Below are 15,725 nucleotides of genomic sequence, written 5' to 3'. Positions count from 1 at the left end.
ACCCTACCCAGCGGAACCCGCCGGACCCTGGTCAGGTCACGCCGCCCCGGGCGCGGACCTCGGCGGTGGAACCGGCCGGATGGAGGTCACGCTGCTTCGACGGAGCCGGTGGCGCCGGTCGCGTTGGCCGCGAAGGTCAGGTCAGCGAGATCACGCCGGAGCGCCACCTCGACCGCCCGGGCGGCGAGCCCGCCGAGCAGCAGCGCCACCACCCGGCCGTACGGGGCGGTCGGCACCGCCTCCTGGGTGACGGTGACCGCCGTGCAGCCACGACGGCGACGCTGGACCGACCGCAGGCTCCAGGTGATCCGGTAGTCCACACCGGCACCGGAGGAACAGAGCACCAGCCGATGTGGGGCGCGCGCCTCCACCACCAGGAACTCCTCGGTCAGCGTGCCGCCGCCCGGCTGGGTGCGCGCCTCACGCCACGCGGTGCCGGGCCCGAACGGACCCGGGGTGAGCAGCTCGACCGGGCCGGCGGCGCTCAGCCGGGCCGCACGGCCGGGCAGGTCGGTCAGTAGACGCCAGACATCGACGGCGTGCGCCTCGATGAACCCGGTTACCGCCACCGTCGACATGCCACCCTCCCGTGTCCTCGACGGTACGCGGGGTGAGGGCTGGACGGGGCCTCCGGGACGGAATTTCCACCACCCGGAGGCCACGTTGTCCGTTTCGCCGGACGCTCGGCACCGGTCGGCGACCGGTCGGGCGGTCAGCGGTCGAAGCGACCGGCCCGGATCGCACCGATGAACGCTGTCCATCCCGGCGGGCTGACGGCCAGTGTGGGACCGGCCTGGTCCTTGGAGTCGCGAACCGCGACCAGACCGAGGACGTCGACCAGGTTGTCCGCCACCTCCACGCAGAGCCCCTGGTCGTTGGAGCGGCTGCTGGTACGCCATACCGCGCCCGCGAAATCGTGCATCGTCCTACCTCCGTGTGCGATGGGTGCCCCACCGCTGGCAGCCGGGCGCGGCCCGGCCCGTGCCGCGTGGCGGGGCGATGGAATCCGCGACGATCAACGGGGTAACCCGGATCGGCGGTCGCACAGCCGGTGCGATCATCAGTCCCATCGACGAGACGGTCCGCCGGACGGGGCCACACGGGGCCCGACACGACCGCCGGACCGGGTCCGGCGGTCGTGCGAGGGCCGCGCGGGTCAGCGGGCCGGACGGACCGTTCCGGTGACCTCGCCGAGGGCGACGGTGGTGCCGTCCGGGCCGGCAGCGGTGGCGGTGATGGTCACCGTGTCGCCGTCGGCGAGGAAGGTGCGGCTCTCGTCGCCGAGCTTCACCGGCTCCGCTCCGCCCCAGGTCAGCTCCAGGAACGAGCCGACCTGCGAACGGTCCGGGCCGGAAACGGTGCCCGAGGCGTACAGGTCGCCGGTGCGCAGGGACGCGCCGTTGACGGTGAGGTGCGCCAACTGCTGGGCCGGCGTCCAGTACATGGTGGCGAACGGCGGCTCGCTGACCCGTTCGCCGTTCCACTCGACGGCCAGCCGGAGGTCCAGCCCCAGGTGCGGCACGTCCCGCAGGTAGTCGACGACCGGCGGGTCCTGATCCGGGGCGGGCACGAAGGCGTCGGCGAGCGCGTCGAGTGGCGTCACCCAGGCCGAGATCGACGTGGCGAAGGACTTGCCCAGGAACGGACCGAGCGGCTGGTACTCCCAGGCCTGGATGTCCCGCGCCGACCAGTCGTTGACCAGCACCACACCGAAGACGTGGTCGGCGAAGTCGTCGGCGGACACCCGGGCGCCCAACGGGCTGGGCACGCCGACCACGAAGCCGACCTCGGCCTCGATGTCGAGGCGTACGGAGGGGCCGGTGACCGGACCCTCGGCGGAGGCACGCTGACCGGTCGGGCGGATCACCGGCGTCCCGGAGACCACCACGGTGCCGGCCCGCCCGTGATAGCCGATCGGCAGGTGCTTCCAGTTGGGCAGCAACGGCGGCTGGCCAGGGCGGAAGATCTGCCCGACGTTCGACGCGTGGTGTTCGGAGGAGTAGAAGTCGACGTAGTCGGCCACCTCGATCGGGAGCAGCAGCTCCACCTCATCCAGGGGCACCAGCAGCGGCTCCACCGCGCCCCGGTGTGCCGGGTCGGTCAGCAGCTCGGCGATCCGCTGCCGCACCGCCGTCCACTGCGGACGGCCCAGGGTCATGAAGTCGTTGAGGGTGGGCCGGCACAGCGCGCCGGCGGCCAGCACCAGCTCGGCGGCCTCCGCCGCGGCCAGGTCGAGCACCCACGACCCGATCCGCACGCCGATCCGCGGTCGACCCCCGTCGGACCGGAACACCCCGTACGGCAGGTTCGTCACCCCGTACGGCGAACCGTCAGCGCCGGTCACCCAGGTCATGCGTCGTAGCCCCCGTTCACCAGCCCCAGCCGGATCAGATCGGTCAGTGGTTCCAGGATGCTGCACGAGCCGAAGCCGACCCAGAGCGGGCGGGGTGCGTCCAGCCGGCCGGTCGTTCGCTCCAGCAGCGGGCGCGGGTCGGCGACGGTGAGCAGCTCGGCGACCCGGCCCACGCCGTCGCCTTCGGCCGCCGCCAACGTCGCGGCCAGCGCGTTGGCGTAGCCGTGGTGGGTGAACCCGGTCTCCGGGTCGAGGTGCCGGACCGCCTGGTGCAGCCCGGCGGTCAGCTTGAACGGCAGGTCCCGGTCCCGGCAGGCGCAGATCACCGCGGCCAGCTCGGCCGGGGTGGGGAAGAGCTCTGCGGCCAGCCCACCGGTGCGGAACTTGGCCGCGACCGGCACCCCGTCGGCCCGGGCGGCGGCGAGCGCGTCCAACGCGCCCATCAGCCCGAAGGTCAGCGGCAGTTCGGCGTAGACGGCCTCGACGTCCGGCAGGGAGTCGACCACCCGCAACAGCTCGGCGATGCCGGGCAGCGGGTCCTCGCCCCGTCGGGCGACCGCCACCTCGACCTGTCGGGCGGTGACGCCGTCCGGTGCCAGGAACGACAGCGCGAAGGGCAGGCTCCCGACCCCGGTGTCACCGATCACGCCGACCACCAGGCCCTCGGCCGGGTCGACGAGACCGGTCAGCTCGCCTGCGGCGACGGTCGAGGCGGGGACCAGCAGCGGGCCGACCAGGTCGGCGTACCAGGCGTTGCGGTGCCGGCGGTGGGCGGCCAGGGCGTCGGGCAGCGCGGCGCTGCCCGGAGGGAAGACGGCGGCGTCATCCACCAGGCCGTCGAGGAGTGCGGGCACCTGCGTTGACACGGAACAAGAATGTACGGGACGCTACAAGGAACGGACAACAGCGTCCGATTATCGGACGCCCCCGGCCGGTGAACGGGACATATCGGGAGGCGAGATGCCGTATTACCGCAGCGTCGGCGAAGTGCCGCGCAAGCGCCACACCCAGTTCCGTCAACCCGACGGCAGCCTCTACGCCGAGGAGCTGATGGGCCAGGAGGGCTTCTCCTCCGACTCGTCCCTGCTCTACCACCGGCACGCGCCCACCGCGATCCTGGCCGCCGACGAGTTCACCCCGCCCGCGTTCACCCGGGCGCCGAACCTGCCGCTCAAGCCCCGCCACCTGCGCACCCACAAGCTCGACGCCGGCGGCGCCGACCCGATCCTCGGCCGGCAGTACCTGCTCGCCAACGACGACGTGCGGATCGGGTACGTGCTCGCCGACCGCCCCTCGCCGCTGTTCCGCGACGCCACCGGCGACCACTGCCTCTACGTCGAGTCGGGGGCACTGCGGGTCGAGTCCCCGTTCGGCGTGCTGGAGGCGGTGGCCGGCGACTACGTCATCATCCCCACCTCGACCATTCACCGGCTGGTGCCCACCGGTGCGGAGCCCGTCCGGCTGCTCACCATCGAGGCTGCCGGGCACATCGGCCCGCCCAAGCGCTATTTGTCGGTACGCGGCCAGTTCCTGGAGCACTCGCCGTACTGCGAGCGCGACGTCCGCGGGCCGGACGCGCCACTGCTCGTCGACGGCGAGGAGGCGGAGGTGCTGGTGCGCCACCGGCGTGGCTGGACCCGCTACGTCTACGCCCACCACCCGTTCGACGTGGTCGGCTGGGACGGGCACCTCTACCCATGGGCGTTCTCCATCCACGACTTCGAGCCGATCACCGGCCGGATCCACCAGCCCCCGCCGGTGCACCAGACCTTCCAGGGCCCCAACTTCGTCATCTGCTCGTTCGTGCCCCGCAAGGTCGACTACCACCCGGACTCGATCCCGGTGCCGTACAACCACCACAACGTCGACTCCGACGAAATGCTCTTCTACACCGGCGGCAACTACGAGGCCCGGCGTGGCTCCGGCATCGAGCAGGGTTCGATCTCACTGCACCCGTCCGGCTTCACGCACGGCCCTCAGCCGGGTGCCGCCGAGCGCTCCATCGGCGCGGACTACTTCGACGAACTGGCCGTCATGGTCGACACCTTCCGCCCGCTGGATCTCTGCGACGCGGCCCGCACCTGCGAGGACGACGGCTACGCCTGGACCTGGGCGCGTTCGGTCTAGGGCCTGTGGCAAAGTCCTCGGTCGAGCCGAGGCGGAGTTCAGACGGCGGTCCGGCAAGGCGGAGATTGGCCCGGATACCGGTGTTGTATCCGGGCCAATCTCCAAGGCAGCCGGCCGTCGTCTGGGCCCGCCGCAGGCCGGCCAGGGGCTTTGGCACAGGCTCTAGTCGCGCTGGGGTCAGCGGATGGCGGTGCGGGTGAAGATGGCGAATTCGGCGACCGCGGTGGCGGCGATGGCCAGCACCAGCGGCCACGGCGAGCCGACCACCGCGTACACCAGGAGCAGCAGCGGTGCGGCGGCCACCGCGTAGATCGCCAGGGCCAGGGTCGGGTCCGAGTGCAGCAGCTCGGGTAGGACGGTCCGGGTCAGCCCCGGCAACCGGGCCGCGAGCTGCCAGACCACGATCCCGCCGGTGAGCGCGGCGAGCACCGCCAGAACGCGGGAGAACCCGTCGTTCGCCGAGGCGGCGAACGCCACGACCACCGCGGCCACCAGCGACCAGCCGGCGCCGTAGAGCACCAGACGGTGCAGGCCGTAGGCGATGGTCCGCCCGGAGTCCATCCGTTTCGGGCTGATCGTGGCCGCTTCGGCAAGGTGTTCCAACGCCTCCGACCAGCGGCGCTGCTCCAGCCGGATGACGCCCACGTCGTGCCGGGCGTCGGCGAGGCGCGGGTCGAGTCGCAGCGCCTCGCGGTAGGCCCGCTCGGCCAGGTCGAACAGCTCCAGCCGGGCCGCGACCAGGCCGAGGACCAGGTGCGCCTGCGGTTCCTCCGGGGCCAGCTCGACCGCACGCCAGGCCGCGTTCAGCGCCGGCTGGCCGTTGCGCGAATCGGCCAGGAGCGCCGCGGCGCTGCGCTGGGCGTACGCGTCGGCCGGGCCGAGCGCGAGGAGGCGGTCGGCCATGGCGGCCGACTCGGGGTAGCGCTCCAGGTCGGCCAGCGCCATGCCCCGGGCGACCAGCGGGGGGAGTGCCTCCGGTGCGGCGGCCACGGCGGCGTCGGCGGCGGTGAGCGCATCGACCGGCCGGCTGGCGGCCAGGTGCACCCGGGCCAGCATGGTGAGTGCTTCCAGGTCATCGGGCTTCAGCGCGAGCCCATGGGTCAGCTCCTCGGCCGCCTCGTCGTGGCGGCCGAGTTCGGCGAGGAGCTGGGCACGCTCGAGGTAGCCGTCGGCGGCGGAACGGTCGGAGGCGGGGTCGCTGGACATCGCGGCGAGCCTAGGTGGCCGGCGCGTCGTACACCAGGGCCACCGCGATGCCGGCCAGCCCTTCCTCACGACCGGTGAAGCCGAGCCCGTCGGTGGTCGCGGCGGAGACGGTGACCGGGGCACCGACGGCAGCGGAGAGAACCTGCTGGGCCTCCGCACGGCGCCGGCCGATCCTGGGTCGGTTGCCGACGATCTGCACGGACACGTTGCCGATCTCCAGGCCGGCGGCCCGCACCCGGCGGGCCGTCTCGGTCAGCAGGGCGACCCCGGACGCGCCGGCCCACTCCGGCTGGCCCACCCCGAAGGCGGAGCCGAGATCGCCGAGACCGGCGGCGGAGAGCAGCGCGTTGCACGCGGCGTGCGCGGCCACGTCCGCATCCGAGTGCCCGGCGAGGCCGTCCTGGTCGGGCCAGAGCAGGCCGGCCACCCAGCAGGGCCGACCGGGCTCGAACGCGTGCACGTCGGTGCCGACGGCCACCCGGGGAACGATCATGATAAGAGGGTACGCGTCAGCCGGCGCCGGCAAGCAGGTGCTCCGCCAACGCCAGGTCGAACGGGCGGGTGATCTTCAGCGCGTACTCCGAGCCGGGCACGCAGCTCACCGTGACGCCCTGCTTCTCGACCAGCCCGGCATCGTCGGTGAGCGAGTCGCCGGCTGCGGCGTGCGCGGCGGTGAGCACGGACCGGCGGAAGCCCTGCGGCGTCTGCACCGCGCGCAGGGCGGATCGGTCCACGGTGCCGAGCACCACCTCGTCGGCGCCGACCTCCTTGATCGTGTCGACGACCGGCAGCACCGGGATGACGGCGTCCCGCCCGTCGCGGACCGCCGCCGCGACGGACTCCACCAGCTCCGGCGGCGTGAGCGCACGGGCGGCGTCATGCACCAGGATGATCGCCGGACCGGCTGGCACCGCGGCCAGCGCGGCGGCTACCGACGCCTGCCGCTCCGCGCCGCCGGGCACCACGGTCACCGGGGCGACCGGGGCGAGCAGCTCGCGGACGGCCGCCACCTCGGCGGCCGGGGCGGCCACCACGATCGTGTGCACCGAGGGTGCGGCGGCCAACCGGCGCACGGCGTGCACCAGCAGCGGCTCTCCGGCGAGCAGCCGCAGCGCCTTGGGTCGGCCGGGGCCGAGCCGTACGCCGGCACCCGCCGCAGGCACGAGGACCGCGACGTCACCGCGCGGATTCAGCTGCGCGGTCACGTCGCGGTCCTCGGTGGTTTCTTCGCTACGAAGTGGGTACGACGATGCTGTGCGGACTAGGCCTCGGTGAGCACCTTGTCGAGCAGCGTCTCCGCCTCATCCTTGGTGCTCTTCTCCGCCAGCGCGACCTCGCCGACGAGAATGTCGCGGGCCTTGGCGAGCATCCGCTTCTCGCCCGCGGAAAGGCCCCGCTCCCGCTCCCGACGCCACAGGTCACGCACGACCTCGGCGACCTTCAGCGGGTTGCCGGAGGCCAGCTTTTCCAGGTTGGCCTTGTAACGCCGCGACCAGTTGGTCGGCTCCTCGGTGTGCGGAGCCCGAAGAACGTCGAAGACCTTGCCGAGGCCCTCTTCGCCGACCACCTCACGCACGCCCACGATCTCGGCGTTCTCGGCCGGCACCCGGACCGTCAGGTCACCCTGCGCGACCCTCAGGACGAGGTACTGCTTGGGCTCGCCCTTGATGACCCGAGTCTCGATTGCCTCGATGAGTGCGGCCCCGTGGTGGGGGTAAACAACGGTCTCGCCGACACTGAAAACCATAGGTTCGAAACCCCTTTCGCTGTGTCTAGGGTAACACGGTCAGGCACCGATGTCTCACCGATGTCCTGACCGTTGGCGCAGCTCAGGGGCCCTGTGAGAGGTCTTTCTTCAGCTTGACAGGCGGTCAAACCGATGGTTCGAACACGCTCCGTAACGCACGGATGACTTCCCGGTACGGGTGAACAGAACGTCGAGATCAAGGGCAATGCGCTCACCTCATGGTATCCCGCCGGGCGGGACTGCGCCCAGGTGTAGCGGGAGGCGCCCCTCGTGCGGGACGCTGGAGGCAGCAACGCACTCCGCTCTCGAGACGCTGCCAGGGGGTCCGATGGGCAAGCCGGACGCAGAGGGCCACGGGCTGCCCGACCTGCCGCCCGAGTGGGGTCGTGTGGTCGTCCCCGACGACGCTTCCGCACTCGCCACCGAGGCCGCCCAGATCCGCCGTGAGCTGCGCCGGACCGCCGGCCCACCGGGCGGCCACCGGGCCCTGGCCCTGCCGCTGCTGGTCCTTCTGGTGGCGGTGCTCACCACGCTGGCCGGCCTGCTCGCCGTCACCTGGCCGCGCGCCAACCGCGGCACCGACCGCCCGACCCCGGCCCCCTACGCGCCGCCCGCGACCCTCGCCGGGCGGGCGCTGCCCGCACTGGACCTGGTCGACGCCGGCCAGTCGCCGGTACCGCTGCGCGGCCTGCTCCCGGCCATGATCATCCTGGTGGACGGCTGCCCGTGCCCGGACCGGGTGGCCGAGGCCGCGGCGGCGGCGCCCGGCGGAGTGGCCGTGGTCACCGTCGCCGGAGGGCGGACGGTGACGGCCCAGCCACCGGCCGGGCGGGACGTCCAGGCGCTGGCCGACCCCGCCGGCGGGCTGCGCTCGTTCCTGGGTCAGCCGGCCCGCCCCGGCACCGCGACCGCGCTGCTGGTCGACCGCACCGGCGTGGTGACCCGGGTGCTACCCGAGTTGGGGCCGGTGGACGCGTACCGGGGCGACCTGACGGCCCTCGCCCGCTGACTCGGCCCGACCGACCGGCCGGCCAGGGCAGGACCGATGTACGGCCCGGGTCAGGGCAGCGCGACGAGTTGCGCCTCGGCGTCGACCGGCTCCTCGCCCGCCGTCGACAGCGACACCCGGATCGGGCCACCGATCGGGTTCACCTCGGCCGTGCTGACCGTGCCGTCACAGTCGATCCCGGACGGTCCGGTGAGCCGGGCTCCGGTGACCACCAGCAGCATGGCACCCGGCCGCGTGCACCGGTACTGCAGCAGATAACGGCCCCCATCGTCCGTGGACTGCCGGATCACGCTCTTTCCCGGGGTGAGCGTCGCCCGCTCCTGCCAGATCGTCTCGCTGAACCGGGGCAGCCCGTCCGTCGGGTCTCCCTGGTAGAGGAACTCCCCCGGAGGGCCGTCGACGTCGGTGTTCATGCCCGTCTCCGGGTCGATCTGCACGGTCGAGCTCTCTCCCTCGCGGACGATCTCACCCGTTCTGGTGTCCACCCGCACCGTGCGCCGCACGTCGGGCGCGCCGGACGGCGTGCCGTTCGGCCCGATCTCGTCGAGCCGGACCGTCGGGGTCGGCGCCGGCTGGACCGTCGGAGCGGGGTCGGCGGCCCGCCACCACCAGCGGCCGACGGCCAGGGCGGCCACGGCCACCACGACCAGCGCCGCCGACCGCAGCCGGTCGTCCGGCCCAGCATCCATGCGGCGAGCGTACCGGCCGGACCCCCGGCGATCAGCCCTGTCGATCGAGCAGCGCGGCGTACAGGGTGAGGCCGGGACCGAACGCCAGCATGACGATCCGCCGGGGCGCCGCCGCCGCGCGGTTCAGCCGATCCAGGATCAGCAGCACCGTCGGCGAGGAGCAGTTGCCGTGCTCGTCGAGCGTCGCCCGGGACGCCGCGAGCGCCTGCGGTGGGAGGGCCAACTCCCGCTCGACCACGTTGAGGATTCGCGGCCCGCCCGGGTGCACCGCCCAGCCGTCCACCTCGGACACGGTGGTGCCGTGCCGGGCCAGCAGGTCGTCGACCAGCCCACGGACGTGCCTGGAGAGGACCTGCGGCACCTTCGGCGACAACCCCATCCGGAAGCCGGCGTCGGTGACGTCCCAGGTCATGTGGTCGGCGGTGGAGGTGTCGGTGATCGAGGTGACCTCACGCATGACGTACCCCGGGCCACCCGGCATCACCACGGCGGCGACCGCGGCGTCCGAGAAGAGCGCGTGCGAGACGATCTGCTGGGTGTCCACCCGGGCGCTGGACGGCTGGATGTGCAGGCTGGTCAGCTCCGCACACAGCAGCAGCGCCGGGCGACCCCGCGCGGTGACGAAGTCGCTCGCCGCGCCCAGCCCCGGCAGCGCCGCGTAACAGCCCATGTGGCCGACGAACATCCGCTGGGTGTCCGGAGCCATGCCGAGATCCCGGGCGAGCAGGATGTCGAGCCCCGGGGTCGCGTACCCGGTGCAGGAGCAGACGATGAACAGCCCCACGTCGCCGGCGCCGAGCCCGGCCGCGGTCAGCGCCCGGCCGACCGCCTCCTTGCCCAGCGGCAGCGCCTCCACCTGGTAGCGGCGCATCCGGCGTTCGGTCGGCCAGTCCGAGACGTCCTCCAGCAGGGGATTGACCGCGGCCTGCCGCCGCGTCACCCCCGAGTTCGCGAAGATCCGCTGGGCCAACGACCGGGTGGTGCCGGAGAAGTGCCGGGAGAAGAAGCCCTCCCACAACTCGTCCTGCGAAGCGGACGGCGGCTGTGCCGCCCCGAGCCCCGCGATCACTGGTACGGCCACGATCCCCACCTCTCGTCCGACGCTGCGCTCCCCCGGTTCCTCCCCCCGGCCACCTCGGCCGGCCGATCCCCCGCGCTGGTCCAGCCACATCGGCTCACCAACGCGGGGCCGATCCGTCACGGTCCGGGTCACCGCCCAGCGCGGAGATGCCGAGCCAGTCGGCGCAGACGTCCGACGTGGCCGGGTGCAGCGAGCCGCAGCGGGCGTCCCGGTAGAGCCGTTCCAACGGATGGCCGCGCCGCGTCGCCGAGGTGCCCGCCGCCTCCAGCATCGACGCCGCCACATCGGCGGCCGTGGTGCCGGCGAGCAGTTTCGCCCGCCACACCCAGCGGTTGGTCTCCGCGTCACCCGGCGCCTCGTCCACCCGGCGGGCCGCCTCCGCCACCACCAGCTGAGCCGCGGCCGTCGCCGCGTCCGCCCGCCCCAGCCGGGCGCGCACCGCCGGCAGGCCGGCCAGGTTGCGGGCATTGAGGTGCTCGGCCGCCGCGTCGATCGCCGCCCGGGCCACCCCCACGTAGACCGCCGCGTAGCTGGCAACCAACCAGTGCGGCATCAGCTGGGCGACCACCAGGGCAAGCCCCTCCACTCCGCCGAGCAGCCGGTCGGCCGGCACCGTGACGTCCAGGTGCAGGTCGTGCGAGGAGGTGGCGCGCATGCCGAGCGCGTCCCAGGTCGGCTCGACGGTCAGGCCCTCCGGGCCGGCCGGCACCAGGAACTGGGAGACCACCGACTGGTCCGCGGTGCTGCGCGCGGCCACCAGGTAGCCGTCGGCATGCCCGGCGCCGGAGCAGAAGGTCTTGCTCCCCTTGAGGTGCCAGCCCGCGTCGGTCGCCTCGTAGACCGTGCTCAGCTGGGAGAGCCGGGCACCGGCACCGCGCTCGCTCATCGCCACCGCGTACCAGGAGCCCTGCGCGGCGGCGGTGAGCAGCCGGTCCCGAGCGGCCAGCGCCTCGGCCGGCACACCCAGCGCCTCGGCCAACTCCTCGGTCACCGCGCCCAACGCGCCGGTCACCGAGGCGTGCATGTTGAACACCAGGGCGGTCGCGCCGTTGCCTCGGGCAAGTTCGGTCGCCACTGCGGCGTACTCGGCGAAGCTGGCGCCCAGGCCGCCCAACGACCGGGGAACCATCAACCCGAACAGGCCGGCCTCCCGCAGGTCACGGAAGTCCTCGACCGGAAAGGAGCCGTCCCGGTCGTGCTCCGCCGCCCGCGCGGCGAACCGCGGCGCCAACCTGCGGGCCGCCTCCAGCGCGTGCACCGTCATATCGCCCCCTTCTCGGCGTCCCTTACCCCCGCCACGGCCCGACTATCCGTTGCGGACACCCCGGCCCTGGTACAACACGGCGGTCGACCGGGTCGGCACGATCCGTGGAGCACGGCCGGTCGGCGACGCCGCACCGGGCGTCCGGGCCGCGCGGGCCCGCCGCAGCAGCCAGGTGACCAGGCCGCCGACCTGCGGCCGGATGCCACGCAGCCGCAACTCGACGCCGTGCCGGGCACACTCGGCCACCAGCGCCCGGGCGTCCACGAACAACCGTGGATCGTGGATGCCGCGCGGCACGGTCGGCAGTCGCTCGGCGATCCGCACCGCGACCAGCCGGGCCAGCGCGGTGTCGTTCAGGGTGTCCAGCACCAGCAGACCGCCCGGGCGCAGCAGCCGGCAAGCCTCCGCCACCGCGCGCGGCCAGGCCGGCACGTGTTCGAGCAACTCGCCGGCGGAGACCACGTCGGCGCAGCCATCCGCGAGTGGGACCGCGGTGACATCGGCCTGGATCACGCGGACTCCGTGCCCGGCGGCCTGGACCAGCGCCGAACGGGTCAGGTCGACCCCGACGTGCCGGTATCCCTTACCGGCCAGGTGCGGCGCGAGCAGCCCGGCGCCGCAGCCCAGGTCGACCAGGAGCGCGTCGGGGCGGGAAGCCGGTGGCACCAGCGCCGCACGGGCCTCGGCCAGCCAGTGCAGCATCGCGAACGCGCCATCCGGCCGCCACCACTCACCGGCCAGATCGTCGTACTGGCGCGGATCGTTGCGCGGCAGCACCCGGGGGCCGGTGGACGCCGCGGCCGCAGCCACGTCTCGCATGGCTCCGAGCGTGGCACGACTGCTCGGTAACGACCAGACTTCCCTTATGTCGTCGAGGGTGTTAGGGCTGGTCAGGGCGAGCCATCCGGAACCGGCCGCGGCGGTGACCACAGTGGCTGGTCTGCTGGCCTGGGGAGTGGGGCACCGGCCGGCCGGAGTCGTGTCGGTGGTGCTCGCAGTGCTGGCCAGCCAGCTCGCCGTGGGCTGGACCAACGACGCGCTGGACGCCGAGCGGGACGCCACGGTGGGGCGTACCGACAAGCCGGTCGCTGCCGGCGCGGTCGGCCGCCGCACCACGGCCGGGGCTGCGGCGGCGGCCGCGGTGGCCTGCCCGCTGCTGGCGCTGACCACGAACCCCACGGCGGCGTTCTGGCTCACCGTCGCCCTGGTCTCCGCACTGCTCTACGACTGGCCGCTCAAGGCCACCGCGTTCTCGGTGCTGCCGTACGCGGTCTCCTTCGGTGCGCTACCCGCCTTCGTGGTGCTGGGACTGCCCGGCGAGCCGACTCCGCCGGCCTGGCTGCTGGCGGCGGCCGCCTGCCTGGGTGCCGGTGCGCATTTCGCCAACGTCCTGCCTGACCTGGCCGACGACGCCCGCACCGGGGTGCGGGGCCTGCCGCACCGGTTGGGTGCCGCCGGCAGCCGGGCCGCCGCGGCCGGGCTACTCCTCGCGGCGACCGCTGCCCTGGTCCTCGGGCCGCCCGGGCCACCGTCGGCGATCGGGTTGACGGCGGTCGGCGCGGCCGCCGTGGTGCCGGCGCTGAGCTGGTACGCCGGGCGCTCGGCGGTCCGGGCCGGCCGCCGGCCGGTGGCCGCCTTCCGGGCGGTGATGCTGGTGGCTCTCATCGACGTGGTCCTGCTGGTGGCGAGCGGTCGGGTGGTGTGACCGGCACCCGGGAAGGTGGCATTGCCCGGGTCCGCGTGCGGGCCTCGATCAGCCCCAACTACCCTGGAGCGCGGTCTGCGCGGGTATGGCCACCGTGCCCGGCGTGTGGCCGGGTGGGGATCGTGACGAGGAGGACCGACGTGACGCGCTCGATCAGGGGATCCCGGCGGGCGGCCCTGCTGCTGTCCGGGATTGCGGCGGCGACCAGCCTGCTGGCGTCCGGGTGCGGCGCCGGCCAGATCGCCGAGACCGCCAACAAGGAGCCGTCGGTCCAGGGCGTCAACCTCTCGGCCGGCAACGGCGCTTTCGTGGTGCGTGGCCTGCTGGTCGACTACCCGGGCACCGAGGGTTACCGGGCGGGGCAGGACGCGGCGCTCAACGCCGTGATCTACAACGACTCGAAGGACACGGTGACGGTCACCGTCACCACCGAGGACGCCCGCGAGGTGGTGATCACCGGCGGCTCCGCGAGCCCGTCGCCGTCCGCCTCGGAGTCGGCCTCCGTCAGCCCGTCCGCCTCCAGGTCCGGCTCGGCCAGCCCGTCGGCGACCCCGTCGGAGACCGGGTCGTCCTCGGCCACCCCGTCCGCCCCGGAGTCGGCGCGGGCGTCGGGCTCGGCCAGCCCCTCCACTCCGGGCCAGCCTGCCCGGATCGAGCTGGCTCCGCTGAGCTACCTCCAGCTCAACTCCGAGGCCACCCAGCAGCTCCGGCTGATCGGTCTGACCGAGGAGCTGCGCTCCGGCCAGAACGTCTTCGTGACCTTCGACTTCGGCAACGGCAACACGGTCACCGGCGCCGCGCCGATCGCGGTGCCGCTCACCCCGGCGGCTCCCCCCTCGCCGATCATCGAGCGCGAGGGCGGCTACGAGGGTGACGAGGGCGGCTCGAACCACGGCTGACCACACGTGAGATCGACGAACGCCCCGGCGTGGTGACCACCACGCCGGGGTGTTTTCGTCGTACGCGAGGGCTAGCGTCCTGATGTGACCACTCCCCGATCGACCTCTCCGCGCGGCGGCACGGCCGGCGGCGCCCGCGGTCGGTCCACCGCCCGCGAGCCACGTCCGGCGTACGAGTGCGACGCCTGTGGCCACCAGCCGCCCAAGTGGGTGGGGCGCTGCCCGGAGTGCGGTGAGTGGGGCTCGGTGGTCGAGTGCACGGTGACCGGGCCGACCGTCTCCGGTCGGGTGGTCAGCTCCCGGCTGCCGTCCGAGCCGGCCCGGCCGATCGCCACCATCAGCGCCGCGCCGGCCCGCGCCCGGCCCACCGGTGTGAGCGAGCTCGACCGGGTGCTCGGCGGCGGCCTGGTGCCGGGCGCGGTGGTGCTGCTCGCCGGCGAGCCCGGCGTGGGCAAGTCCACCCTGCTGCTCGACGTGGCACAGCAGTGGGCCGTCGGCGCCGGCAGTCCCTCGCTGGTGGTCAGCGGAGAAGAGTCGGTCAGTCAGGTCCGGCTACGCGCCGAGCGGATGGGCACCCTGCACGACCAGCTCTACCTCGCGGCGGAGAGCGACCTGGGGGCGGTGCTCGGGCACCTCGACGCGGTCAAGCCGGGCCTGCTGGTGCTCGACTCGGTGCAGACCATTTCGACGACCGGCACCGAGGGCGTGCCCGGTGGGGTGACCCAGGTCCGGGCGGTCACCGCCGCGCTGGTCTCGGTCGCCAAGGAGCGGGGCATCGCCACGGTGCTGGTCGGGCACGTCACGAAGGACGGCCAGGTGGCCGGGCCCCGGGTGCTGGAGCACCTGGTCGACGTGGTGCTGCACTTCGAGGGCGACAAGCACTCCTCGCTGCGGCTGGTGCGCGGCGTCAAGAACCGGTTCGGGGCGGCCGACGAGGTCGGCTGCTTCGAGATGCACGAGGGCGGCATCAGCAGCCTGGCCGACCCGTCCGGGCTGTTCCTGACCCGTTACTCCGAGCCGGTGCCGGGCACCTGCGTGACGGTGGCGATGGAGGGGCGCAGGGCGCTGGTCACCGAGGTGCAGGCGCTGATCGGCGCGACGGTCGCCGGCTCGCCCCGACGCACCGTCTCCGGCCTCGACTCGGCCCGGCTGGCGATGGTGCTCGCGGTGCTGCAACGCCGCACCGAGCGGCTCACCCTGCACGACCGGGAGGTCTTCGCGGCCACCGTGGGTGGCATCCGCGTGGTGGAGCCGGCAGCCGACCTGGCGGTCGCGCTGGCGGTCGCCTCCGGCGGGCTCAACCTGGCCATCGCGCCGCACCTGGTGGCGATCGGCGAGGTGGGGCTGACCGGCGAGGTGCGCCGGGTCGGGGCGGTTCCGCGCCGGCTCGCCGAGGCGGCCCGGCTGGGGTTCAAGGTGGCCCTGGTCCCGCCCGGCTGCGGCCCGACCAGCACCGGCGCCGGTCCCGAGCAGATGCGGGTGACCGAGGTCACGGACGTCCGCTCGGCGCTGCACCACGCGGCCCGCGCGTCCGCCGAGTGACGCACCGTGCCGACGGGGACGGCGATACCGGACAGCGCGCCGCAAGCGGGAAACGGTTGGAGGGGCAGCATCGTGACACATCACAGTAACCACGACAGCACCC

17 protein-coding genes are annotated in these 15,725 nt (G+C 73.7%); 5 read left to right on the top strand and 12 right to left on the bottom strand.

Going from position 1 to position 15,725, the window contains the following annotated elements; translation table 11 throughout:
• Positions 1 to 86: 86 nt before the first annotated feature.
• The 4 genes from KBX63_RS16335 to KBX63_RS16320 form a co-directional block, all read right to left on the bottom strand.
• Positions 87 to 578: an SRPBCC family protein gene (locus KBX63_RS16335; protein ID WP_210912087.1), complete on the bottom strand. Its 492-nt coding sequence runs from the start codon at positions 576 to 578 to the stop codon at positions 87 to 89.
• A 134-nt stretch (positions 579 to 712) separates the two neighbouring features.
• A complete protein-coding gene (locus KBX63_RS16330; protein WP_121655674.1) occupies positions 713 to 922 on the bottom strand; it encodes a DUF397 domain-containing protein in 210 nt (69 codons plus the stop codon).
• Positions 923 to 1,156: 234 nt separating this feature from the next.
• Positions 1,157 to 2,353 carry a fumarylacetoacetase gene (gene fahA / locus KBX63_RS16325; protein ID WP_210912086.1) on the bottom strand — a complete coding sequence of 399 codons (1,197 nt, stop codon included), beginning with the start codon at positions 2,351 to 2,353 and terminating at the stop codon, positions 1,157 to 1,159.
• On the bottom strand, positions 2,350 to 3,219 hold the full coding sequence (locus KBX63_RS16320) for a hypothetical protein (RefSeq protein ID WP_210912085.1): 870 nt from the start codon (positions 3,217 to 3,219) through the stop codon (positions 2,350 to 2,352). Before KBX63_RS16320 ends, fahA begins: the two co-directional genes overlap by 4 nt.
• 94 nt (positions 3,220 to 3,313) lie before the next feature.
• Here KBX63_RS16320 and KBX63_RS16315 point away from each other — a divergent pair, with 94 nt between their 5' ends.
• A complete protein-coding gene (locus KBX63_RS16315; protein ID WP_210912084.1) occupies positions 3,314 to 4,480 on the top strand; it encodes a homogentisate 1,2-dioxygenase in 1,167 nt (388 codons plus the stop codon).
• Between the two features lie 177 nt (positions 4,481 to 4,657).
• Here KBX63_RS16315 and KBX63_RS16310 read toward each other — a convergent pair whose 3' ends face one another.
• From KBX63_RS16310 to KBX63_RS16295, 4 genes are read right to left on the bottom strand one after another with little or no spacing between them, the layout of a single operon-like run.
• Positions 4,658 to 5,686, bottom strand: a complete 1,029-nt coding sequence (locus KBX63_RS16310) for a tetratricopeptide repeat protein (RefSeq protein ID WP_210912083.1) — start codon at positions 5,684 to 5,686, stop codon at positions 4,658 to 4,660.
• A 10-nt stretch (positions 5,687 to 5,696) separates the two neighbouring features.
• Positions 5,697 to 6,182 carry a 2-C-methyl-D-erythritol 2,4-cyclodiphosphate synthase gene (ispF, locus tag KBX63_RS16305; RefSeq protein WP_210912110.1) on the bottom strand — a complete coding sequence of 162 codons (486 nt, stop codon included), beginning with the start codon at positions 6,180 to 6,182 and terminating at the stop codon, positions 5,697 to 5,699.
• Positions 6,183 to 6,195: 13 nt separating this feature from the next.
• Complete coding sequence (ispD, locus tag KBX63_RS16300) at positions 6,196 to 6,891, bottom strand: 2-C-methyl-D-erythritol 4-phosphate cytidylyltransferase (protein ID WP_210912082.1); 696 nt, start codon at positions 6,889 to 6,891, stop codon at positions 6,196 to 6,198.
• Between the two features lie 56 nt (positions 6,892 to 6,947).
• Positions 6,948 to 7,433, bottom strand: a complete 486-nt coding sequence (locus KBX63_RS16295) for a CarD family transcriptional regulator (protein ID WP_007073334.1) — start codon at positions 7,431 to 7,433, stop codon at positions 6,948 to 6,950.
• A 328-nt stretch (positions 7,434 to 7,761) separates the two neighbouring features.
• Between KBX63_RS16295 and KBX63_RS16290 the strand changes: the two genes are divergently transcribed.
• Positions 7,762 to 8,442, top strand: coding sequence for a hypothetical protein (locus KBX63_RS16290; protein ID WP_210912081.1), 681 nt, complete (start codon positions 7,762 to 7,764; stop codon positions 8,440 to 8,442).
• 50 nt (positions 8,443 to 8,492) lie between these two features.
• Here the strand turns inward: KBX63_RS16290 and KBX63_RS16285 are convergent, their stop codons facing one another.
• The 4 genes from KBX63_RS16285 to KBX63_RS16270 form a co-directional block, all read right to left on the bottom strand.
• The gene (locus tag KBX63_RS16285; RefSeq protein WP_210912080.1) at positions 8,493 to 9,131 is read right to left on the bottom strand and encodes a hypothetical protein; all 639 of its coding nucleotides are present in this window, start codon (positions 9,129 to 9,131) and stop codon (positions 8,493 to 8,495) included.
• A gap of 31 nt (positions 9,132 to 9,162) precedes the next feature.
• A complete protein-coding gene (locus tag KBX63_RS16280) occupies positions 9,163 to 10,221 on the bottom strand; it encodes a type III polyketide synthase (RefSeq protein ID WP_210912079.1) in 1,059 nt (352 codons plus the stop codon).
• Between the two features lie 85 nt (positions 10,222 to 10,306).
• Positions 10,307 to 11,476, bottom strand: coding sequence for an acyl-CoA dehydrogenase family protein (locus tag KBX63_RS16275; protein ID WP_210912078.1), 1,170 nt, complete (start codon positions 11,474 to 11,476; stop codon positions 10,307 to 10,309).
• A 42-nt stretch (positions 11,477 to 11,518) separates the two neighbouring features.
• Entirely contained in the window at positions 11,519 to 12,295 is a 777-nt protein-coding gene (locus tag KBX63_RS16270) for a methyltransferase domain-containing protein (RefSeq protein WP_210912077.1), read from the bottom strand.
• Between the two features lie 46 nt (positions 12,296 to 12,341).
• On the opposite strand from KBX63_RS16270, the gene KBX63_RS16265 reads away from it, so the two are divergent.
• From KBX63_RS16265 to radA, 3 genes are all read left to right on the top strand, one after another.
• On the top strand, positions 12,342 to 13,181 hold the full coding sequence (locus KBX63_RS16265; RefSeq protein WP_374102226.1) for a UbiA family prenyltransferase: 840 nt from the start codon (positions 12,342 to 12,344) through the stop codon (positions 13,179 to 13,181).
• Between the two features lie 140 nt (positions 13,182 to 13,321).
• A complete protein-coding gene (locus KBX63_RS16260) occupies positions 13,322 to 14,080 on the top strand; it encodes a hypothetical protein (RefSeq protein WP_210912076.1) in 759 nt (252 codons plus the stop codon).
• Positions 14,081 to 14,164: 84 nt separating this feature from the next.
• Positions 14,165 to 15,622, top strand: a complete 1,458-nt coding sequence (gene radA, locus KBX63_RS16255; protein ID WP_210912075.1) for a DNA repair protein RadA — start codon at positions 14,165 to 14,167, stop codon at positions 15,620 to 15,622.
• Positions 15,623 to 15,725 lie beyond the last annotated feature (103 nt).

The organism is Micromonospora sp. U21 (genome assembly GCF_018070045.1).
GTDB lineage: Bacteria > Actinomycetota > Actinomycetes > Mycobacteriales > Micromonosporaceae > Micromonospora.
Note: the sequence above shows the minus strand (reverse complement) of the source record. Positions and strands in the feature narration are given on the sequence as shown.